20 protein-coding genes are annotated in these 20,097 nt (G+C 66.5%); 7 read left to right on the top strand and 13 right to left on the bottom strand.

Annotated features, from left to right (window positions below):
• Complete coding sequence (locus ABD729_RS11965; protein WP_344710570.1) at positions 1–1,218, bottom strand: NADP-dependent isocitrate dehydrogenase; 1,218 nt, start codon at positions 1,216–1,218, stop codon at positions 1–3.
• A gap of 89 nt (positions 1,219–1,307) precedes the next feature.
• Between ABD729_RS11965 and ABD729_RS11960 the strand changes: the two genes are divergently transcribed.
• Together ABD729_RS11960 and ABD729_RS11955 are read left to right on the top strand one after the other, a co-directional pair.
• Positions 1,308–2,045: a phosphatidylserine decarboxylase gene (locus ABD729_RS11960; protein WP_344710569.1), complete on the top strand. Its 738-nt coding sequence runs from the start codon at positions 1,308–1,310 to the stop codon at positions 2,043–2,045.
• On the top strand, positions 2,042–2,815 hold the full coding sequence (locus tag ABD729_RS11955; protein WP_344710567.1) for a CDP-alcohol phosphatidyltransferase family protein: 774 nt from the start codon (positions 2,042–2,044) through the stop codon (positions 2,813–2,815). Before ABD729_RS11960 ends, ABD729_RS11955 begins: the two co-directional genes overlap by 4 nt.
• On the opposite strand, the gene ABD729_RS11950 is transcribed toward ABD729_RS11955, so the two are convergent.
• From ABD729_RS11950 to ABD729_RS11905, 10 genes are all read right to left on the bottom strand, one after another.
• Positions 2,769–2,993: a hypothetical protein gene (locus ABD729_RS11950; protein WP_344710565.1), complete on the bottom strand. Its 225-nt coding sequence runs from the start codon at positions 2,991–2,993 to the stop codon at positions 2,769–2,771. The genes ABD729_RS11955 and ABD729_RS11950 overlap by 47 nt on opposite strands.
• A 139-nt stretch (positions 2,994–3,132) precedes the next feature.
• A complete protein-coding gene (hisIE, locus tag ABD729_RS11945; RefSeq protein WP_344710563.1) occupies positions 3,133–3,756 on the bottom strand; it encodes a bifunctional phosphoribosyl-AMP cyclohydrolase/phosphoribosyl-ATP diphosphatase HisIE in 624 nt (207 codons plus the stop codon).
• Positions 3,753–4,520: an imidazole glycerol phosphate synthase subunit HisF gene (gene hisF, locus ABD729_RS11940; protein WP_344710561.1), complete on the bottom strand. Its 768-nt coding sequence runs from the start codon at positions 4,518–4,520 to the stop codon at positions 3,753–3,755. Before hisF ends, hisIE begins: the two co-directional genes overlap by 4 nt.
• Positions 4,507–5,232 (bottom strand): 1-(5-phosphoribosyl)-5-[(5-phosphoribosylamino)methylideneamino]imidazole-4-carboxamide isomerase, encoded by a 726-nt coding sequence (locus tag ABD729_RS11935; RefSeq protein WP_344710559.1) that lies wholly within the window; start codon positions 5,230–5,232, stop codon positions 4,507–4,509. Before ABD729_RS11935 ends, hisF begins: the two co-directional genes overlap by 14 nt.
• Entirely contained in the window at positions 5,217–5,801 is a 585-nt protein-coding gene (hisH, locus tag ABD729_RS11930) for an imidazole glycerol phosphate synthase subunit HisH (RefSeq protein ID WP_344710557.1), read from the bottom strand. The genes ABD729_RS11935 and hisH overlap by 16 nt, the downstream gene beginning before the upstream one ends.
• Entirely contained in the window at positions 5,798–7,456 is a 1,659-nt protein-coding gene (hisC, locus tag ABD729_RS11925) for a histidinol-phosphate transaminase (protein ID WP_344710555.1), read from the bottom strand. The genes hisH and hisC overlap by 4 nt, the downstream gene beginning before the upstream one ends.
• Positions 7,453–8,736, bottom strand: a complete 1,284-nt coding sequence (gene hisD, locus ABD729_RS11920; protein WP_344710553.1) for a histidinol dehydrogenase — start codon at positions 8,734–8,736, stop codon at positions 7,453–7,455. Before hisD ends, hisC begins: the two co-directional genes overlap by 4 nt.
• Complete coding sequence (gene hisG, locus ABD729_RS11915; protein ID WP_344710551.1) at positions 8,733–9,623, bottom strand: ATP phosphoribosyltransferase; 891 nt, start codon at positions 9,621–9,623, stop codon at positions 8,733–8,735. The genes hisD and hisG overlap by 4 nt, the downstream gene beginning before the upstream one ends.
• Entirely contained in the window at positions 9,613–9,948 is a 336-nt protein-coding gene (locus ABD729_RS11910; RefSeq protein ID WP_344710549.1) for a YerC/YecD family TrpR-related protein, read from the bottom strand. Before ABD729_RS11910 ends, hisG begins: the two co-directional genes overlap by 11 nt.
• Before the next feature lie 46 nt (positions 9,949–9,994).
• Positions 9,995–10,504 carry an energy transducer TonB gene (locus tag ABD729_RS11905; RefSeq protein WP_344710547.1) on the bottom strand — a complete coding sequence of 170 codons (510 nt, stop codon included), beginning with the start codon at positions 10,502–10,504 and terminating at the stop codon, positions 9,995–9,997.
• A 311-nt stretch (positions 10,505–10,815) separates the two neighbouring features.
• Here ABD729_RS11905 and proS point away from each other — a divergent pair, with 311 nt between their 5' ends.
• The 5 genes from proS to dnaE all read left to right on the top strand — a co-directional run bounded on the left by proS (position 10,816) and on the right by dnaE (position 18,782).
• Positions 10,816–12,138, top strand: coding sequence for a proline--tRNA ligase (gene proS, locus ABD729_RS11900; protein WP_344710545.1), 1,323 nt, complete (start codon positions 10,816–10,818; stop codon positions 12,136–12,138).
• Entirely contained in the window at positions 12,135–13,391 is a 1,257-nt protein-coding gene (locus tag ABD729_RS11895) for a lipoprotein-releasing ABC transporter permease subunit (protein ID WP_344710543.1), read from the top strand. Before proS ends, ABD729_RS11895 begins: the two co-directional genes overlap by 4 nt.
• Entirely contained in the window at positions 13,384–14,079 is a 696-nt protein-coding gene (locus ABD729_RS11890; protein WP_344710541.1) for an ABC transporter ATP-binding protein, read from the top strand. Before ABD729_RS11895 ends, ABD729_RS11890 begins: the two co-directional genes overlap by 8 nt.
• Before the next feature lie 14 nt (positions 14,080–14,093).
• The gene (locus ABD729_RS11885) at positions 14,094–15,263 is read left to right on the top strand and encodes a lysozyme inhibitor LprI family protein (RefSeq protein ID WP_344710539.1); all 1,170 of its coding nucleotides are present in this window, start codon (positions 14,094–14,096) and stop codon (positions 15,261–15,263) included.
• Between the two features lie 78 nt (positions 15,264–15,341).
• Positions 15,342–18,782, top strand: a complete 3,441-nt coding sequence (dnaE, locus tag ABD729_RS11880; protein WP_344710537.1) for a DNA polymerase III subunit alpha — start codon at positions 15,342–15,344, stop codon at positions 18,780–18,782.
• Between the two features lie 81 nt (positions 18,783–18,863).
• On the opposite strand, the gene ABD729_RS11875 is transcribed toward dnaE, so the two are convergent.
• Both ABD729_RS11875 and ABD729_RS11870 read right to left on the bottom strand, forming a co-directional pair.
• Complete coding sequence (locus ABD729_RS11875; protein ID WP_344710535.1) at positions 18,864–19,511, bottom strand: hemerythrin domain-containing protein; 648 nt, start codon at positions 19,509–19,511, stop codon at positions 18,864–18,866.
• Between the two features lie 102 nt (positions 19,512–19,613).
• Positions 19,614–20,084 (bottom strand): host attachment family protein, encoded by a 471-nt coding sequence (locus tag ABD729_RS11870; protein WP_344710533.1) that lies wholly within the window; start codon positions 20,082–20,084, stop codon positions 19,614–19,616.
• Between the last annotated feature and the right edge of the window lie 13 nt (positions 20,085–20,097).

Genomic DNA, 20,097 nt, shown 5'->3' with positions numbered 1-20,097 from the left:
TCAGGCGGTCGCCATCGCCTGCTCGAGGTTCTGGACCACCGCTTCGAAGAACTGCTCGGTGGTCATCCACGGCTGGTCGGGGCCTACCAGGATCGCGAGGTCCTTGGTCATCTTGCCGCTTTCCACGGTCTCGACGCAGACGCGCTCGAGGGTTTCGGCGAACTTGACGACCTCGGGGGTGTCGTCGATCCGGCCGCGGAACTTGAGGCCGCCGGTCCAGGCGAAGATGCTGGCGATCGGGTTGGTCGAAGTCGCCTTGCCCTGCTGGTGCATGCGATAGTGGCGGGTGACGGTGCCGTGCGCCGCTTCGGCCTCGACGGTCTGTCCGTCCGGGGTCATCAGGACGCTGGTCATCAGGCCGAGCGAGCCGAAGCCCTGGGCGACCTGGTCCGACTGGACGTCACCGTCGTAATTCTTGCAGGCCCAGACGAACTTGCCGCTCCACTTCAGGGCCGACGCAACCATGTCGTCGATCAGGCGATGCTGATATTCGATGCCAGCTTCTTCGAACTTGGCCTTGAATTCGCTCTGGTAAACTTCCTCGAAGATGTCCTTGAATCGGCCATCGTACGCCTTGAGGATGGTGTTCTTGGTGCTGAGGTAGACCGGCCACTTACGCTGCAGGCCGTAGTTCAGAGAGGCGCGCGCGAAGTCGCGGATGCTCTCGTCGACATTGTACATGCCCATGGCGACGCCGGCGCTTTCGAACTCGAACACTTCATGCTCGATGACCTGGCCATCCTCACCCTCGAACTTGATGGTGAGCTTGCCCGGGCCAGGAACGCGGAAGTCGGTCGCCTTGTACTGGTCGCCGAAAGCGTGGCGGCCGATGACGATCGGGTCGGTCCAGCCGGGAATGATCCGCGGCACGTTGGCGATCACGATCGGCTCGCGGAAGACCACGCCGCCCAGGATGTTGCGGATGGTCCCGTTCGGGCTCTTCCACATCTTCTTGAGGCCGAACTCCTCGACGCGCTGCTCGTCGGGGGTGATGGTGGCGCATTTGACGCCAACGCCATGCTGCTTGATCGCATTGGCCGCTTCGACGGTGACCTTGTCCTCAGTCGCGTCGCGATTCTCGATCGACAGGTCGTAATAGTGCAGGTCAACGTCGAGATAGGGCAGGATCAGCTGTTCGCGGATCCACTGCCAGATGATGCGGGTCATCTCGTCGCCGTCGAGTTCGACGACCGGGTTCTTCACCTTGATCTTGGTCATTTGCCTGCCTGCTTGGGGATTTCCGGCGTGCAGGTAGCGGCGGAGCGTCGCTCTGGCAACGCGCGGCATGCCTCGTTAGAGGGGAGGGCATGGCGCATATCGACAATCCCGATAGCCAGCTGACCGCGGTCAAGTGGCGTTTTCCCTCGGTCCACCCCGAAGGCCGCAAGTTTGCGGTCATTGCCGGTGCAATCGCTTTCTTCCTGCTGATCCTGGACAGCGAGTTTGCCGAGCTGCTGGGCTGGCTGATGGTCGGGGTGACCGTCTGGGTTGCGGCCTTCTTCCGCGATCCCATCCGCACCACGCCGAGCGATCCGAAGATGATCGTCTCGCCAGCGGACGGCCTCGTCACCATGATCACTCGCGTTCCGGCGCCACCTGAACTGCGTGCGGACCTTGGCGAGGGTGAGTTCACCCGCGTATCGGTGTTCATGAGCGTGTTCGACGTCCACATCAATCGCACCCCGATCGCGGGCGTGATCCGCCGCATCGCCTATGTTCCTGGCAAGTTTCTGAACGCCGACCTCGACAAGGCGAGCGAGGACAACGAACGCCAGCATTTCGTGGTAGAGGGCGAGGGCGGCGTGAAGATCGGCTTCACCCAGATTGCCGGCCTGGTCGCGCGCCGGATCCTGAGCTTCGTCAAGGAAGGCCAGCGGGTCGGCTCGGGCGAGCGCATCGGCCTGATCCGCTTCGGCAGCCGGGTCGACGTCTACCTTCCCGCCGGCACGGGGTCGCGGCTGTTGCTCGGGCAGCGGGCGATCGCGGGCGAGACGGTAATCGCCGTCCTTGGTGAGGACCCGCTGCTCAAGGGCACCAGCCAGTGAGGGATCGCGAGGGCCGCGGCCTTCCGCTCCGGGCCTTCATCCCCAATGCCGTCACGGTGCTGGCGCTGTGCGCGGGCCTGACGGCCATTCGCTATGCCTTCGCCCAGGACTGGGAAAAGGCGATGATCGCGATCGTGGTCGCTGGTGTGCTCGACGGCCTGGACGGCAACATCGCCCGCCTGCTCAAGGCCAACAGCAAGTTCGGCGCCGAGCTCGATTCCCTGTGCGACAATATCGGGTTCGGGACCGCGCCGGCGTTGATCCTGTTTCAGTTCAGCCTGGCGAACGCGCCCAAGTTCGGCTGGACCGTGGCGCTCGCCCTCGCGGTCAGCTGCGCGCTTCGGCTTGCCCGCTTCAATGCCCGCATCGATGCCGACGTTCAGCCGCACAAGTCGGCCGGCTTCAATACCGGGGTTCCGGCCCCGGTCGGGGCGGGACTGGCGTTCGCGCCCGTCTACCTGTGGCTGATCACCGGCAATGAATGGTTCCGCGACTGGCAGGTCGTGATGCCGTGGACCTTTTTCATCGCCGTGCTGATGATTTCGGCCATTCCGACCTTCAGCTGGACCTCGTTCCGGATCCGCCGCAGCTGGCGCATCGCGGGCCTCGCCGGTGTGGCCGTTTTAGCCGCGGCACTGATCAACGAACCGTGGATCACGCTCCTCGCGGTATCGTTCGCCTATCTGGCGAGCGTCCCGTTCAGCCTGTTGAGCTATGGCCGCATCAAGCGGCGGCGCGCAGCCGGGGCATCGCCGACACCGGCTGGCTGACCCGGCGCGAGGTCACCCGAACGGTGACCGGCCGCGTGGTCAGCACGGGTTCGGTGAGCAGGGAATGACCGCGAAGAGCGGCGAGAATCTTGCCTTCGTTGCCAGCGAGCGTTTCGCCAATGGTCAGCAGGCCGAGGCCCAGAATGGCAGTGAAAGCGAGGACGGCGAGAACCAGCATGGCACGTTCTTCCCTTGTTCTTATGGGGCGCAACGACGTGATTCGCATTTCGTTCCGAAATGGATCGCGAAACCGCGCTTATGAGCCAGTGTTCTCTCTTCGTTCCGTCGCTGTCAATGGATTTGTTCTTCCCCCGTTCTCATTGACTTACGTGACGATCGCGTAGGATTTCGACGACCCGGGCAAGCGGAACGTCGCGCGAACGCAGCGTCACGAGCAGGTGGAACAGGAGGTCGGCGGCTTCCTCGGCCAGGCCTTGCTGGTCGCGGCTGACGGCGGCGAGCGCGACTTCGACGCCTTCCTCGCCCACCTTCTGCGCGGCCTTGGACGGCCCTTCGCTGAGCAACATGGCGGTGTAGCTTTCCGCCGGACTGGCCGCGGCCCTGGCGGCGACGATTCCTTCCAGCGTTCCAAGCCAGCCCGCGCCCGCAGGCACGTCGCCGAAACAGCTGTCGGTACCAAGGTGGCAGGTCGGCCCCGCAGGCGTGGCACGCACCAGCAGCGCATCGCCGTCGCAATCGCGGGCGATGCCGACGAGTGCCAGCGTGTTGCCACTGGTCTCGCCCTTGCGCCACAAGCGCTGGTTGGAGCGGCTGAAGAAGGTGACGAGGCGGTCACGCAACGTCGCTTCCAGTGCTTCGCGGTTCATGTAGCCAAGCATCAATAGCTGGCCGCTGGCGGCATCCTGGACCACGGCGGGGAGGAGGCCGTCCATCTTGTCCCAGGCCAGCGCCCCTGGGTCGAAATTGATGATGTCGCTCACAATCGTACCTCAACGCCTTCGCCAACGAGCCACGCCTTGAGGTCGCCGATCTCGATCAGCCGGTCGTGAAAGACCGTTGCAGCGAGCGCGCCGCTGGCCCCGGTGACAAAGGCATCGCGAAAATGCTCGGGCTTGCCCGCACCGCCGCTGACGATCAGCGGCACGGTGACCGCCGCCATCACCTCTACGGCATGGGCGAGGTCATAGCCCTGCCGTACGCCGTCTTCGGCCATGGCGTTGAGGACGATCTCGCCCGCGCCGCGCTCCACCGCCTCGCGCGCCCAATCGACGGTCAGCCGGCCACTGTCCCGCGTGGCGGAAGGATCCCCGGTATATTGCTTGACCCGGTAGACGCCATCCGAGTGCCTCAGGCTGTCGATCCCGACAACCACGCACTGGCTGCCAAAATCCTCGGCCAGCTCACTGATCAGCAACGGACTTTCCAGCGCCGGGGAGTTTACCGAGACCTTGTCTGCGCCCGCTTCCAGCACGGCAGCGGCGGTCGCGCGGTCGCGGATCCCGCCGGCGACGCAGAAGGGGATGTCGATGACGTCGGCGATGTCCCAGACCCATTGCAGGTCGAGGCTGCGCCCTTCCGCGCTTGCCCTGATCTCGTAGAAGACCAGCTCGTCCGCGCCTTCCGCCGAGTAGCGCAGGGCGTGCTCGACGATGTCCCCAATGTCGCGATGATCGCGAAACTGCACGCCCTTGACCACGCGGCCGTCGGCGACGTCGAGGCAGGGGATGATCCTAGCGGCTGGCATCGAGCGCCTCCGCAAGGTCCAGCCGGCCTTCCCACATGGCGCGGCCGAGGATAGCGCCGTCGGTCGTGAGTTGGTGCAGGTCGTCGAGCGACGTCACGCCGCCGCTCGCCTGGATCGCCAGGTGGGGCAGGCGCTCGACAGCCTGCGCGAGCAGGGCATGGTTGGGGCCTTCGAGCATGCCGTCACGGCCGATGTCGGTCAGCAATAGATGCCGTGCCTCGGGGTAGCGCATGGCGACGTCCCACAGGCTGAGGCCGCTATCTTCCTGCCAGCCGTGGGTCGCAACCATCGGCTCGACCTCGACCCTTACATCAAGGCTTAGTGTGATCCGTTCCGGCCCGAAGCGCTCGAGCAGCGCCGCAGTGGCGTCAGGATCGCGCACCGCGAGGCTTCCGATCACCACCCGCGCGGCGCCGGCGTCGAGTAGGGTCTGGACATGGTCGGCGCTTCTGACACCGCCCGCCACCTGCAGCTTCAGCGGGGACGATCGGGCGAGATCGGCAAGCAAGGCATGTTGTGCGGGTGCGCCGACCCTCGCGCCATCGAGGTCGACCACATGCGCCCAGGCGGCGCCGGCACCAGCGAAGGAGCGCAACGCATCGGCGGGCGCCGGATCAAAGAAGGTAACCTCGTCGAAGCGTCCCTGGCGCAGGCGCACGATGCGCCCGCCGATCAGGTCCATCGCAGGATAAAGGATCATGATGTCAGCCATGCCGAAAGGAAGCGGGCGCCCGCAGGACCGGACCGCTCCGGATGAAACTGAGCGCCGGTCCAGTTGTCCGAGCGCACGACCGCCGGGACCGTCTCGCCATGAAACGCACGCGCGATCGTCGAGGGACCGTCGGGAGCGGCGTAGCTGTGGGCGAAATAGACGTAATCACCGTCGTTTAGTCCAATGTCCTTCGCCGTGACCTCAAGTCTGCTCCATCCCATGTGCGGTACGGTGACGGAGGGGCGGGGCAGGAGCTTGCGGACTTCGCCGGGGAGCAGACCGAGCGCGTCGACGTCGCCTTCCTCGCTGCGTTCGAACAACAGGTGCATGCCTAGGCAGATGCCGAGGGCTGGCCTCGCGAAGCCTTGCAGCGCGTCCTTCAGCCCAAGCGCCGCGATCCGCTGCATCGCAAATCCGGCGGCGCCGACGCCTGGCAGAAGGAGCCGGTCGGCCGCGGCGATGGCGGCGGGGTCGCTTGCTCGCCCGACCTCGACCCCGAGGCGGCGAAGCGCGGTTTCGAGCGAACCCAGATTGCCATAGCCAAGGTCGACCAGGGTGACGCTGCTCACAGCATTCCCTTGGTGCTTGGCAGCGCGTCGCTCTTGCCCTCGAACGCAAGCGCCTGGCGCAGGGCTCGCCCGAACGCCTTGAAGCAGGCTTCGACCTTGTGGTGGTCGTTCTCGCCCTCGACCTTTACATGGATCGCGGCACCGAGGCTGTCGGCGAGGCTACGGAAGACGTGCGGGGTCATCTCGGTCGGATAATCGCCGATATGGGTCGCGGCGAAGCGTCCGTCGAACTTACAGAACGGGCGGCCCGACAGGTCGATCAGCACCTGCGCCTCGGTTTCGTCCATCGGCAGCGCAAAACCGAAGCGCCCGATCCCGCGCTTGTCGCCGAGCGCGTTTCTCAATCCTTGGCCGAGCGCGATCGCAACGTCCTCGATACTGTGGTGCGGATCGATCTCGAGGTCGCCCTCGCAGTTCAGCACGAGGCTGAACCCGCCATGCGCCGCGACCTGGTCGAGCATGTGATCGTAATAGGGAATGCCGGTCTCGATCCGCCGCGGTTCGGCGCGGTCGAGGTCGATCGCAAGGGCGATCCGCGTCTCCTTGGTGTCCCGGGCGAGTTCGGCCCGGCGTTCGGCCGTCTTCGCCACCGCGACACCGAAAGCGGCCAGCGCGGCGTCATTTTCCTCGCGGGTGCCGATGGTCAACCGGATGCCGCCCGGCGCCGCATTGGGGCGATAGCGCACCTTGATGCCGTCCGCCTGCAGCCGCGCCGCCAGCTGGTCGGTGTCGCTGGTCTCGAGGAACAGAAAATTGCCCGCACTTGGATAGACTTTGCGCACGTGGGTCGCTGAGGCGATCAGTGGCGCCACCCGTTCGCGCTCGGCGAGCAGCTGGGCGATGCGTTCGCGGTGGACCGCCCGGCGCGCCGGCTGCAACGCTTCGAGCGCGGCGGCGATCGAGAGCGTCGGAAGCGGGTAGGGGGGCATCGCCCGAGCGATGATCTCGAGCGTTTCCGCCGGGCCGATCAATCCGCCGACCCGCGCACCGGCCAGTGCGAAGGCCTTGGACAGGGTCTTCAGGACCAGGAGGTTCGGGCGGGACACGGCCTCGGCGGCGAGGCTCGCCGTCTCGCTGAACTCCAGATAAGCCTCGTCGGCAAGCACCAGCACGTCCGGCAGCGCATCGACGATCCGCAGGATGACGGCCGGATCGACCGCCGTACCGGTCGGATTGTTGGGCGTGCACAGGAACAGCAGCTTGACCGACCTGTCTGCCTCCAGCGCGGCGATGACCCGCTCGGGATCGAGCCCGAAATCGTCGGGATCGAGCGGGATGTCGCACACGCCCGACCCCTGCAGCCGGGCGAAGTGGGCGTAGGCGGAAAAGCTCGGGCTGGTCACCGCCACCTTGTCCTGCGGCCCGCGCAGGAAGGTGCGGCAGAGGAGATCGATGGCATCGTCGCCGCCGCGCGTGACGAGGAACTGCGAGGGCTCCATGCCATAGAGTGACGCCATGGCGGCACGCAGGCGTTGCGGTTGGGGCTCGGGATAGCGGTTGACCCCCGCCGCGATGCTTCCTCCGGACAAAGGGCCGAACGGGCTTTCATTGGCGTCCAGTTTGATCGCGTCGGGGTTCGCCTCCCGGTCGCCCAGGTCGAACGGTTCGAGCGCGAGGATTTCGGGACGCGCGAGTCGGCGAGCAAGATCGGTCATGCTGCCCTCGCTTCGGCGGCGCGGGCGTGCGCTTCGAGCGCCTCCAGCCGGGCCAGGGCGGCGGCAGGAGCGGCGAGCGCGCGACCAGCCTCCGGCGACACGCGCTGGATGCTGATCGCCTTCATGAAGCTGTGCACGGTGATCCCGCTCCACGCCCGCGCCGCGCCGTCGGTCGGAAGCACGTGGCTGGACCCGGCCAGATAATCGCCGAAGCTTTCTGCCGCAGCATGCCCGGCGAAGATCGCCCCGGCATTCGAGATGGCGGCGACCAGGAGCTCGGGATCGTCGACGGCAAGGCAGAGATGCTCGGGCGCATAGCTGTTGGCGATCGCAGCCGCTTCGCGAAGATCCCTGGCGATGATGCTTCGGCCATGATCGAGCGATCGGCGGGCAAGATCGGCGCGGGGCAAAGCGGCGACCTGCCGTTCCACTTCCTCCGCCACGGCCGACGCGAAGCCGCGATCATCGGTCACCAGCAACACCTGCGCGGAGGCATCATGCTCGGCCTGGCTGAGGAGGTCGGATGCCACGGTGACAGGCGAGGCCGAGACGTCGGCGATGACCATCAATTCCGAAGGCCCCGCCGGCATGTCGATCGCCGGCCCGCCGGACATGGCACTGACCTGCGTCTTGGCTTCGGCCACCCAGGCGTTGCCCGGGCCGCAGATCTTGGGGCAGGCCGGGATATCGCCCGCCCCAAAGGCGAGAGCGGCGATCGCCTGAGCGCCGCCGACGGTCCAGATGCTGTCGATCCCGCACAGCTCGGCAGCAAGCGCGATGGCGGGATCAAGGCCGCCGGGGCTCGGCGGGGTCACGACCACGATTTCCCGCACCCCTGCCGCCCGCGCCGGAAGCGCAAGCATCAGCAGGGTCGAGAACAGGGGGGTCGCCCCACCCGGAACGTAGAGCCCAACACGGTCGATCGGCCGCCATGCCTTTTCGACCGACAGGCCGGGCATGGTTTCGACCCTGGCGTCCGACGGCCGGCTCGCTTCGTGAAAGGCGCGGATGTTGCGCGCGGCAAGCTCCATCGCCGCGACGCTTTCCTTCGGGAGCGCAGAGCGCGCGGCAGAGGCGAGCGGCGCTACCGTGACGCGCTCGGGAGGGCGGCCATCGATCCGGGTGGCGATCCGGGCGAGCGCTTCCCACCCGTCGCTGCGGACTTCCTCGATGATGGCGCCGACGCCCGCGACGAGCTCGGATGAGCGCCGCGCGGCCGGGCGGGCAAGGGCAGCCGCCTGCTCGGCAGCGCTGAGGTCGGACCAGACGAGCGAAGTCACAGCATCATCTTTTCGATCGGAAGAACCAGGACCGCCGAAGCGCCTGCGGCCTTCAGTTGTTCAAGCGTTTCCCAGAAAACCGACTCGCGGGCGACGGCATGGACCGCGAAGTGGCCGGGCCGGCCGTGCAGCGGGATGATCGTCGGCGCATCGGCCCCGGGCAGGATCTTGGTGATCGCAGGCAGGGATTCCGACGCAGCGTTGAGGAGGATGTACTTGGCATCCTTGGTTTCCAGCACGCCCTGGATCCGGCTGAGCAGCGCCTGGCCGAGTTCCTGGCGAACCGCGGGCACCGCACGCGTGGTGCGGATCAGCACGGCCTCGCTGTCGAAGACGTCGGCAACCGCGCGCAGGCCATTGGCCTCGAGCGTCGCGCCCGTCGACACTAGGTCGCAGATGAACGGCGCGATCCGAAGCCGCGGCGCAAGCTCCACCGCGCCGTTCATCTTGACCACGCTCGCCGACACGCCCTGATCCTTGAGCCAGCGTTCGACGATCCGCGGATAGGACGTCGCGATGCGCTGTCCGGCAAGGCTCTGCACGCCCTCCCAGGCGGCGGCTTCGGGAGCGGCCAGCTTGAGCGAGCAGCGAGCGGTGCCGAGTTCGGCGACCACTTCGACCGCCGGCTCGGCCGAGCTCAGGCGAAATTCCTCGAGGACATTGCCGCCGACGATCCCGAATTCGCAGACACCGTCGGCGACGAAGGTCGGAATGTCGTCGTCGCGCACGAACATGATGTCCGCAGCGAAATTCTCGACCCGGGCGGTCAGCGCGTTGCGGCCGTTCTGCAGGCGCAGGCCCGCTCCCTTCAGCAGGTCGCGGCTAGTGTCGCTGAGGCGGCCATTCTTCTGGATGGCGATGTGCAGCCGGTCTTCGTCAATCAGCATTTCTGTCGGCTCCGGCTATGGCGTCGATGGCGGCGCGATAGCCCTGATGCGGTTCCTGGCGGAGGAAGCGGGCGACGCGGACGATGGTTGTCGTGGATACGCCGGTGGCATCGTGGATGTCGCGGTACGACAGGTCGCTCCCATCGAGCAGCCGCGCCACGTGCCAGCGTTCGGCAAGGGTGCGGACTTCCTGCGGGGTGCACAGGTCGGTCAGGAGCCGCTGCATTTCCTCCGCATTCGCCGGCGTCATCAGCGCGCGGCAAAGGTCTGCAATGAGTGCAGGGCCATCGCGAGTCGGGGCGGGGGAGAGATCGTTTTGTTCCATCGTGCTAATACGCTGGAACGGCAGCTAGGGTCCGCTGCTCCGCCTGTCAACCGGCCGGAAGTACCCATTTGATGCGTCCGCGAACTTCGTCGCCCACGGCCTCGCCGCTGTCGTCGCGGGCCGGTTCGAAGCGCGCCCGCGATTGCAGGATGCTGCATGTCGCCATGTCCAGCGTCTGCGACCCGCTGCCCTGCGCGATCCGGCATTCGCTTACCCGCCCGGCCGGAGAGACGCTCAGGACGAAGGCCACGGTCCCTTGCTCGTTGTTGCGAATGGCGGACGGCGGGTAATCGCTATCGGAAAAATAGGAAGCGAGGTTGGCGCGTGCCCTGGTGCCGGTCGCCTGTCCATCCGAGGGTTCGGCCGGAGGCGTATCGGAACTGGGCGCTTCCGCCGCCGATGCGGCAGGCGAATCCTCGGGCGGCGCATCGTCGGTCGAATCCTGCTGCCAGCCCCAGACCACCAGCGCGAGCAGCGGCGCAAGAAGGTAGAACGGAAGGCTCGCGCGGCCCTCCTGGATGGGGGAGCGCGGATCGGAGCGGGGGCGCCATGGCATCACCACAGCCAAGCAGAGGCGATGCAGCCTGTCGAGCCTTGGGGCGGGGCCGACGTTGGCGCCAGAAATGCAAAACGCCCGGGCCACCTTGCGGCAACCCGGGCGCCTTCGCGTGACGATTGCTCGTCAGCCCCCTTGGACCTCACGCGGCAGGACAGTGCCGCGGCTTGGAGTGGCGATTGCTGCCTGTTTTAACGCTGTTTGTCATTAGCTTACGATTCATCGTGACCGGTTTTCCACATCCCCTGTGTCGAAGCTGCAACAGCGAGCTGTGATTGCCTGTTCATCTCGGCCCCTCTAGAGGCGCTGGCATGCGTCTTTCCCAAGCCTTTCTGCCCGTCCTGAAAGAGAGCCCCGCCGACGCCCAGATCGTCAGCCACAAGCTGATGCTGCGCGCCGGGCTCGTTCGCCAGACTGCCGCCGGCATCTATGCCTGGTTGCCGCTCGGCTACCGGGTCCTGAAAAAGATCGAGCAGATCGTCCGCGAGGAGCAGGATCGCGCCGGTGCGATCGAATTGCTGATGCCGACGCTCCAGTCCGCCGACCTGTGGCGGCAGAGCGGGCGCTATGACGCCTACGGCCCCGAGATGCTCCGGATCCGCGACCGCCACGACCGCGAGATCCTCTACGGCCCCACCAACGAGGAGATGATCACTTCCTTGTTCGCGGCTGAGACGCGTTCCTATCGTGACCTGCCGCGCACGCTCTATCACATCCAGTGGAAGTTCCGGGACGAAGTCCGCCCCCGCTTCGGCGTGATGCGCGGGCGCGAATTCCTGATGAAGGACGCCTACAGCTTCGACCTCGACGAAGCGGGCGCGCGTTTGAGCTACTACAAGCAGATGCTGGCCTATTTGCGCACCTTCCAGCGGATGGGGATCCAGGCGGTCCCGATGCGCGCGGCCAACGGCCCGATCGGCGGCGACCTTTCGCACGAATTCATCGTACTTGCCCCGACCGGCGAAAGCGAAGTCTTCTACGATGCCGCCTACGACCAGTTCGACTGGAGCCAGGCTGACCTCAACTACGCTGACGAGGCCGGGCTGAAAGGCCTGTTCGACCGGGTCAACACTACCTACGCGGCGACCGACGAGACCCACGATGAGGATGCCTGGGCGAAGCTTCCCGACGCCAGCCGCCGCACCGGCCGCGGGATCGAGGTCGGGCACATTTTCTATTTCGGCACCAAGTACAGCGACGCCATGGGCCTCAAGGTCTCCGGGCCTGATGGCGGCACGGTTGCCCCGCACATGGGCAGCTATGGCGTCGGCGTCAGCCGGCTGGTCGGCGCCATCATCGAAGCGAGCCACGACGATGCCGGGATCATTTGGCCCGAAGCGGTGGCGCCGTGGACCGTCGGCCTCGTCACCATGCGCGGCGACGATGCCGCGTCGCAGGCCGCCGCCTCCGACCTTTACGACAAGCTCACCGCCGCGGGTGTCGAGGTGCTCTATGACGACCGCGACGAGCGGGGCGGGGCCAAGCTTGCGGGCATGGATCTGATGGGGCTTCCAAAGCAGGTCATCATGGGCCCGCGCGGACTTGCCGCGGGCGTGGTCGAACTCAAGGACCGCCGCACCGGCGAGAAGGAAGAGATCAGCATCGAAAGCGCGCTCTCGAGGCTGACCGCATGATCCTCTCCCGCTATGAGCGGATCATTGCCAAGCGCTACCTCCTTCCCGGCAAGGGCGAGGGCGAGCGGTTCATCTTCCTCGTCTCGATGATCAGCCTCGGCGCGGTCGCGCTGGGCGTTGCCGCGCTGATCATCGTCATGAGCGTGATGAACGGGTTCAGGGCCGAACTGTTCGAAAAGACCGCGGGCCTCAACGGCCACGCTATCCTCCAGGGATATGATGGGCGGCTCGAAGGCTGGCAGCAGATCGCAGACCGGGCCCGCAAGGTCCCCGGCGTCACGCAGGCGCTGCCGCTGATCGAGCAGCCTTTGATGGCGTCTGCCAACGGCCGGGTCGAAGGCGTGCTGGTCCGCGGGATGCGGATCGAGGACATGCGCGCCAACCCTGTCCTCACCGGCGGGATCAAGAGCGGCAGCCTCGCCAACCTGACGCCTGGCTGCAACTGCGTCGCCATCGGCACCCGGCTCGCGACCCAGCTCGGCACCTTTCCGGGCGGCGAGATCAGCCTGATCAGCCCCGAAGGCCGCTCGACTCCGGTCGGAACCGTGCCCCGGATCGTCAGCTACACCGTGGCCGCCACCTTCGAGGTCGGCGTATACGACTACGACAACGCCTTCGTGATCATGCCGATGGAGGATGCGCAGACCCTGCTGATGCTCGGCGATTCGGTCGGGATGGTCGAGGTCAAGGTCGCCGACCCCGACAAGGTCGACCGGCAGATGGGTCCGCTCTCCCAGATCGTGCAGGGCAGGGGCGCGGCGGTCGACTGGCGCCAGATGAACGCCGCCATCTTCGAAGCACTCGAGGTCGAACGGGTGGCGATGTTCGTCGTCCTGTCGCTGATCATCCTCGTCGCGGTGTTCAACATCCTTTCGAGCCTGATCATGCTGGTCCGCGCCAAGACCCGCGATATCGCCATCCTGCGCACCATGGGTGCCAGCCGGCGCGGCATGATGAAGGTGTTCGTCACCGTCGGCACCACCATTGGCTCGCTGGGCATCCTCCTCGGGGTCATCATCGGCGCGATCTTCCTCTTCTTCCGCCAGCCGATCGTGAATGTGATCCAGTGGGTGACGGGCCAGAATCTGTGGGACCCGAGCGTGCGCTTCCTGTCCGAACTCCCGAGCAAGACCGATCCCGTCGAGGTCACGGTGATCGTCGTCACCGCCTTCGTGCTGAGCTTCCTTTCCACGCTCTATCCCGCGTGGAAAGCGGCCAGCACCGATCCGGTGCAGGTGCTCCGCTATGAGTGAGCCGGTCCTCTCCACCGCCGACCTGCGGCGCTCCTTCACGCAGGGCGAAGTCACCATCGAGGTCCTGCGCGGGATCGATCTTGCCGTTCAGCCGGGCGAGATCGTCGCGCTGCTCGGGCCGTCGGGTTCAGGAAAATCGACCCTGCTGCAGGCGGTCGGCCTGCTCGAGGGCGGGTTCGAGGGTTCGATCCGGATCAACGGCCGCCAGGCCGAAGCGCTCGATACCGATGGCCGCACCGACCTGCGCCGGGAAGCGCTCGGCTTCGTTTACCAGTTCCATCACCTGCTGCCCGACTTCACCGCGATCGAGAACGTCACCCTTCCGCAACTGATCCGCGGCGCCGAGCCCGAACCGGCACGCGAGCGGGCGGTCGCCTTGCTGACGGCGCTGGGGCTCGGGCACCGGCTCAGCCATCGTCCGGCCAAGCTCAGCGGCGGCGAGCAGCAGCGGGTGGCGGTCGCCCGCGCGCTTGCCAATCGTCCGCCCCTGATCCTCGCCGATGAGCCGACCGGCAATCTCGACGAGCATACCGCCGACGTAGTGCTGGCGGAATTCCTGAACCTCGTCCGCAGCGAAGGCAGCGCTGCAGTGGTCGCCACGCATAACGAGCGGCTAGCGCTGAAGATGGACCGCGTGATCCGCCTTCACGAGGGACGGCTCGCGCCGCTGGGACCAAAGTCCGACTGAAGCGTTCGGGGGCCATGGTTCAGCGTCCCCCGTTCGATTCCAATTCGCCGCCGCCACCAGGCGGCTTCAACCCGCGCTTGGGAGCTGGCGATGGCGCCGAGCGCCGTCCCGACCCGCGCTTCTCCCCGAGGGATGAAGAAAATCGTGGTCCCGATCTCGGTTATCGCGGCGAGGCGGGGCCGGACCCGTTCGATCGCCGCGACTCGAGGCCGCTCCAAGATTCCTCCGCAGGCGGCAGCGGGCCGAACCGCTGGCTACTCATCGTCGGCGGTCTCGTTCTTCTCGCCGCCATCCTGTTCGGCCTGTCGTTGACCCGCTCGGGCCCGGGGTCCGACGCCATCAACAGCGCGGACAATGAGGGTGGGGAGGAAACCGCCGCTGCGAGCGGACCCGAAGCGCGCTGCGCTGCGCCCGCCACCTACGACCTCATCAAGCGCGAACTGTTCCGCCAGGCCGCCGCGACCCGCGGTTCGGCCGAAGCGACCTATGCGCAGATGCCGAGCTACGCGACCCTGCGTGTCACCAACCCCGTCCTGCGCGAACAGGATGCGGGGCTGGAGCGCGTAACTTGCGGCGGCAGCGCAGCGCTCGACCTGCCGCCAGGCCTCGCCGTCGTCGGTGGGCGCCGCACGCTCACCGCCAACATCGGCTACAGCATCCAGCCCGCCGCCGACGGCACCGGCCAGGTAGTGACGCTGACGGGCGCCGAGGGCATCGTCGTTCCGCTCGCAACCCTCGCCCGCGTCGGCAGCACTGCGCCAGCCGCACCGGTGCCCGATGCCGGGCAGCAGCCGGAGCCCACCCCCGCGCCGGCACCGCCAGTCGCTCCGGCCAGCCCCGCAGAACCGGAACCGCAACCCGATCCCGGGCCGGTAGCAGCGACAGCGGCAGAGGCTCATCCGCGTCCCAGCTTCAACTGCGCGCGCGCCCGCACCCGCGGGGAGATCGCGGTTTGCAACAGCACCGAGCTTTCCGACCTCGACCGGCAGATGGCGGGTTTTTATGGTAGTGCGATGCGCGGCGCCGCCGACCGGCAGACCCGCGCGCTGCTGGAGCGCACCCGCAGCCGCTTCCTCGGTTTCCGCGACCGCTGCGGCACCGATCGCTGCATCGCCGACGCCTATCGCGGGCGGATCACGGAAATCAGGGACATCGTGGACGGCCGCTGGAGGGCACCGAACTAACCACTTCCGCGGAGCAAGTTGGGGATAAGTCGCGCCCTTCCGCTTCCCTTGGGCGCACCCCATTTGCTACCCCGCGCCATGGTCTTCGTTCCTCTTCGTGTCCTCTCCTCCTTCTCGATGCTGGAAGGGGCGATCGAGCCCAAGGTGCTGGCGAAAACGGCGGCGAAGCGCGGCTTTCCGGCGGTGGCATTGACCGACCGCAACGGCCTCTACGCCGCCATGGCGTTCAGCGACGCGGCGATGGATGCCGGGGTTCAGCCGATCGTCGGCGCGACGCTGGGCGTTGCCCGTCCCGCCGAATGGGGCGGCAAGGCCGAGACCGTCGACTGGCTCGTCCTCCTCGCCAAGGACGAGGCGGGCTACGCCAACCTCTGCCGCTTGGTCAGCAAGGCGCATATGGAGCGGCCCGACCATCTGGTCCCGCACGTCAGCCTCGCGGACCTTGCCGGTCACCACGAAGGACTGATCGCGCTGACCGCGGGCGGGGAAGGGGCGGTCGTCCGCCTGCTCGCCGACGGGCAGGCGAGCAAGGCGCGTGACGCACTCCAGAAGCTTGCAGCGCTGTTCCCCGATCGCCTCTATGTCGAGGTCAGCCGCCGCTCCGATGCCGCCGAGGATGCGGCCGAGGGCGCGCTACTTGATCTTGCCTACGCCCTTGATCTCCCGCTCGTCGCGACGAACCCGGCGCTCTACGCCGAACCGAGCTTCCACGCCGCGCATGACGCCATGCTGTGCATCGCCAACAGCGCCTATGTCGACGAGGCCGAGCGCCCGCGCTCGAGCGAGCATGCCTGGCTGAAGGGCGAGGCTGAAATGGCCACCCTGTTCGAGGACCTGCCCGAAGCGCTTGCCAACACCCTCGTGATCGCCCGCCGCTGCGCCGTCGCCGCGCCCAAGCGTCGCCCGATCCTGCCGCGCATGGGCGAGGATGAGGACGAGGAACTGCGCGCCGCCGCCCACGCCGGCCTGGAACGGCGCATCGCCGACTATGCCGACGATCTCAAACCCACCTACCGCGAACGGCTCGACTTCGAACTCGACGTCATCACCCGCATGGGTTTCGCCGGTTACTTCCTGATCGTTGCCGACTTCATCCAGTGGGCGAAGAACAACGACATCCCGGTCGGCCCGGGGCGTGGTTCCGGCGCAGGCTCGGCGGTCGCCTGGGCGCTGCTGATCACTGACCTCGACCCGCTCGAGCTCGGCCTGCTGTTTGAACGCTTCCTCAATCCCGAACGCGTGTCGATGCCCGACTTCGACATCGACTTCTGCGAAACCCACCGCGACAAGGTCATCCGCTACGTCCAGGGCAAATACGGCCGGGACAAGGTGGCGCAGATCATCACCTTCGGACGCCTCAAGGCCCGCGCCGTGCTCAAGGACACCGGGCGCGTCCTGCAGATGAGCTACGGGCAGGTCGACCGGCTCGCGAAGCTGGTCCCCAACCACCCCACCGACCCCTGGACGCTGGAGCGTTCCCTGAACGGCGTCAGTGAGTTGGCGGCCGAAGTGAAGAACGAGCCGCAGGTCAAGCGGCTGTTTGACCTGGCGATGAAGCTCGAAGGCCTGCCGCGCCACAGCTCGACCCATGCCGCCGGCGTGGTGATCGGCGACCGCCCGCTGCAGGAGCTGGTCCCGCTTCACCGCGATCCGCGTTCGGACATGCCGGTCACCCAGTTCGACATGAAATATGTCGAGGGCGCGGGCCTGGTGAAGTTCGACTTCCTCGGCCTCAAGACCCTGTCGGTGCTGAAGGAAGGCCAGCGCCTCCTCGCCAAGCGCGGGATCGAGGTCGATTATGCGGCGCTGAAGTGGGACGATCCCGCAGTCTACGAACTTCTCCAGCGCGGCGACACCGTGGGCGTGTTCCAGCTCGAATCCGAAGGCATGCGGCGGACGCTCGCGGCGGTGCGGCCGACCAATTTCGGCGACATCATCGCGCTCGTGTCGCTCTACCGCCCGGGCCCGATGGACAACATCCCGCTGTTCGGCGACCGCAAGAACGGCCGGCAGGAAATCCAGTATCCCCACGCCCTGCTTGAGGATGTGCTGAAGGAAACCTACGGCATCTTCGTCTACCAGGAACAGGTGATGCAGGCCGCGCAGGTGCTGGCCGGCTACAGCCTCGGAGAAGCCGACCTCCTGCGCCGCGCGATGGGCAAGAAGATCAAGAGCGAGATGGACGCCCAGCGCGCCCGCTTCGTCGAGGGCTGCGGGCGGCAGGCGATCAAGCCGGGAAAGGCCAACGAACTGTTCGACTTGATCGACAAGTTCGCCGGTTACGGTTTCAACAAGAGTCACGCCGCCGCGTATGCCCTCGTCGCCTATCACACCGCCTGGCTGAAGGCGCATCATCCGGCGGAATTCTACGCCGCCTCGATGAGCTACGACATTCACCAGACCGACAAGCTCTGCCTGTTTGTCGATGACCTGCGGCGGATGGGGCAGACCCTGCTGCCGCCTGACGTCAACGCCAGCGAAGCCGCGTTCGACGTGGCCGACGGCGCGGTCCGCTACGCCCTCGGCGCGCTGAAAGGCGTTGGCGAAAAGGCGATGGAGGAACTGGTCGCCGAACGGACCAAGGCGCCCTTCGCCAGCCTCGAGGATTTCGCTGCACGCATCGATCCCAGGATTCTCAACCGCCGCCAGCTTGAAAGCCTCGCGGCGGCGGGTGCGCTCGACAGCCTCAACCCGGATCGGCCGGCGGTGCACGCCGGCGCCGAGACCATCCTTGCCCACGCCGCCAGCGCGCACCAGGAAAAGACCAGCGGGCAGGGCGGCCTGTTCGGCGGCGGCGGCGACGGCCCCGCGGAAGTGGTGCCGATCCGCCTGCCGCGCGACGCACGCTGGACGCTGGCCGAGCGAATGGCGGCCGAGCGCGATGCCTTTGGCTTCTATTTCTCCGCCCACCCTGTCGATCAGCACAAGCATCTGCTTGCGGCCCATCGCGTGCGGCAGTCGAATGATCTCGGCGCGGTGGTCATTCCTGCCGACGGGCGCGGCAGTGCGCTGATGGCGGGCCTCGTCGAGGAAGCACGCTGGCGCACCTCGCAGAAAGGCCGCCGGTTCCTGATGGCCCGCTTCAGCGACGGCGGCGGGCAATATGACGCCACCGTATTCGACGACGAAGCTGCCGCCGCGGTAGAGGCCGCCGCCAAGGCGGGCCAGTCGGGCCTGATCTCGGTCGAGCTCGACCGCCGCCCTGGCGAGGAACAGCCGCGGGTCACCGTGAAGCGCTTCCAGCCGCTCGACGAACTCGCCCGCCGCAGCCGCGTCGAACTGACCATCCGCTGCCCTGACGAACAGGCGATCGCGCCGGTCCTTGCCGAATTGAAGGGGCTCGAAACCGGAAGCGGGGTGGTCCGCCTGATCGTCCTGGTCAGCGCGGGGCGGGAAGCGACCTTGCTCCTGCCTGGCCGGTTCGCGGTCGACGCCGAGTTGGGGGCGCGGCTGGCGCGCTTCGTCGGCGAAGAAGGCGTCACGCTTGCCGCTGCAGAGCAATTGCGACTGGTCGGCTGACGTCATGAACGAGAAGAGCCCCGGCATCGCTGCCGAGGCTCTCCGGAAGTGAACTGATACCCAGCCGCAGCCGGGAACAGATCAGTTCATTTTCATGCCTTCCTTGTTCATCAGGCTGGTGATCTTGGCGTTCTGCTCCTCGGTCAGCGACTGCTTGAAGCGCGGATAGACCTGCTCTTCCTCCATTCGCGCATGCTCTTCGATCAGCTGGCGGAATTCGCGCACGGTCGGCAGGAACTCGGCCGAATCCTTTTCCATGTTCTCGATCCGGTAGAGGTAGGTCTTCACATAGCCATGCTCATGCTCGAGATGGTCGGCATCGACCGTCTCATTGGCCTGGCGCAGCGCCGGATAGACCACCTGCTCTTCCTGGTGGGCATGCTTATTCAGCGCATAGTGAAGAGTCTTCACCAGCGCGGTACGCTTTCCGATGTCATCGTCGTCGGTCGCCAGCAGCAGGTCGAACTTGGCAAGCGTCGCCTTGTGCTCGAGCGCCAGGATCGAATCCCATTCATTGCCGGCCATCATTGATTCGGACGTCTGCTGAAGGAACTTGCGGGCCCAGTTGGCACCGATGCCGATCGCCGCGCCCGCAGCAAGAGCGCCGAGCAGCGGCATCGCGCCGGTCTCGATCTCGCCAAAGCTGAAGGCGCTGCGATCCTTGGCCGAACCATTGGTCTTTTTGCCGGTCGAACGGCTGCGGTCGCGGGTCTCGTTACGCGTGGCCATGTGTCTACTCCCTCATGGGTGAATGCTTGGCCCGCAAACGGGCGGGGGAGGGTAGCCGTTCCTGTTGCGAACGACTTGCAACGTCCGGCCACCCTCACGCCATCAGACGTCGGCGGGTTCTTCCGCCTTGGTATGATTGACGATCAACGCCTCGATATCGGGAATCGGACGCCCGCTCATTTCCTTGTTGATCGTGCAGACGACGCGCTTCTCGACCTCCTTGTGGAGTTCCTTGCGAAGCACGCCGAGCGCCTTGGGCGGAGCGACGATGCAGAGGTGTTCGAAATCACCCTTGAGCGCGCGAAGGCGAAGCTTCTCGGCTACGTCCTTCACCCAATTATCTTCTTCCTGCTGCTTGAAATCGGTCTCTTCCATGCTCGACCGGGCGCTTCCGACGCTGTTCGCCGAGGAGCCGGGCGCGTCGGTCTTGAGGTCGCCATCGTGATTGGCGTCGTCGCGCTCTTCATGCGCTTCGGTGCGCAGGTCGATCTGGTTCGTGTCGCCTTCGTTGCGGAAGAACAGCATCTTGCGGCCGTCGACCACCAGGACAAGCGCACGATTGGGAATGGGCATTGAATACTCCTCC

This window comes from Sphingomonas humi (assembly GCF_039536725.1).
GTDB lineage: Bacteria > Pseudomonadota > Alphaproteobacteria > Sphingomonadales > Sphingomonadaceae > Sphingomicrobium > Sphingomicrobium humi.
Note: the sequence above shows the minus strand (reverse complement) of the source record. Positions and strands in the feature narration are given on the sequence as shown.

Bases quoted from the DNA above. Each gene is read 5' to 3' on its own strand.
- ABD729_RS11960 (WP_344710569.1), top strand. From the start codon at position 1,308: ATGGCGCATATCGACAATCCCGATAGCCAGCTGACCGCGGTCAAGTGG.
- hisG (WP_344710551.1), bottom strand. From the start codon at position 9,623: ATGCTGATTGACGAAGACCGGCTGCACATCGCCATCCAGAAGAATGGC.
- ABD729_RS11890 (WP_344710541.1), top strand. From the start codon at position 13,384: ATGAGTGAGCCGGTCCTCTCCACCGCCGACCTGCGGCGCTCCTTCACG.
- ABD729_RS11910 (WP_344710549.1), bottom strand. From the start codon at position 9,948: ATGGAACAAAACGATCTCTCCCCCGCCCCGACTCGCGATGGCCCTGCA.
- hisC (WP_344710555.1), bottom strand. From the start codon at position 7,456: ATGACCGATCTTGCTCGCCGACTCGCGCGTCCCGAAATCCTCGCGCTC.
- ABD729_RS11965 (WP_344710570.1), bottom strand. From the start codon at position 1,218: ATGACCAAGATCAAGGTGAAGAACCCGGTCGTCGAACTCGACGGCGAC.
- ABD729_RS11885 (WP_344710539.1), top strand. From the start codon at position 14,094: ATGGTTCAGCGTCCCCCGTTCGATTCCAATTCGCCGCCGCCACCAGGC.
- proS (WP_344710545.1), top strand. From the start codon at position 10,816: ATGCGTCTTTCCCAAGCCTTTCTGCCCGTCCTGAAAGAGAGCCCCGCC.
- ABD729_RS11935 (WP_344710559.1), bottom strand. From the start codon at position 5,232: ATGGCTGACATCATGATCCTTTATCCTGCGATGGACCTGATCGGCGGG.
- ABD729_RS11870 (WP_344710533.1), bottom strand. From the start codon at position 20,084: ATGCCCATTCCCAATCGTGCGCTTGTCCTGGTGGTCGACGGCCGCAAG.
- ABD729_RS11875 (WP_344710535.1), bottom strand. From the start codon at position 19,511: ATGGCCACGCGTAACGAGACCCGCGACCGCAGCCGTTCGACCGGCAAA.
- ABD729_RS11950 (WP_344710565.1), bottom strand. From the start codon at position 2,993: ATGCTGGTTCTCGCCGTCCTCGCTTTCACTGCCATTCTGGGCCTCGGC.
- hisF (WP_344710561.1), bottom strand. From the start codon at position 4,520: ATGCCAGCCGCTAGGATCATCCCCTGCCTCGACGTCGCCGACGGCCGC.
- ABD729_RS11905 (WP_344710547.1), bottom strand. From the start codon at position 10,504: ATGCCATGGCGCCCCCGCTCCGATCCGCGCTCCCCCATCCAGGAGGGC.
- dnaE (WP_344710537.1), top strand. From the start codon at position 15,342: ATGGTCTTCGTTCCTCTTCGTGTCCTCTCCTCCTTCTCGATGCTGGAA.
- ABD729_RS11895 (WP_344710543.1), top strand. From the start codon at position 12,135: ATGATCCTCTCCCGCTATGAGCGGATCATTGCCAAGCGCTACCTCCTT.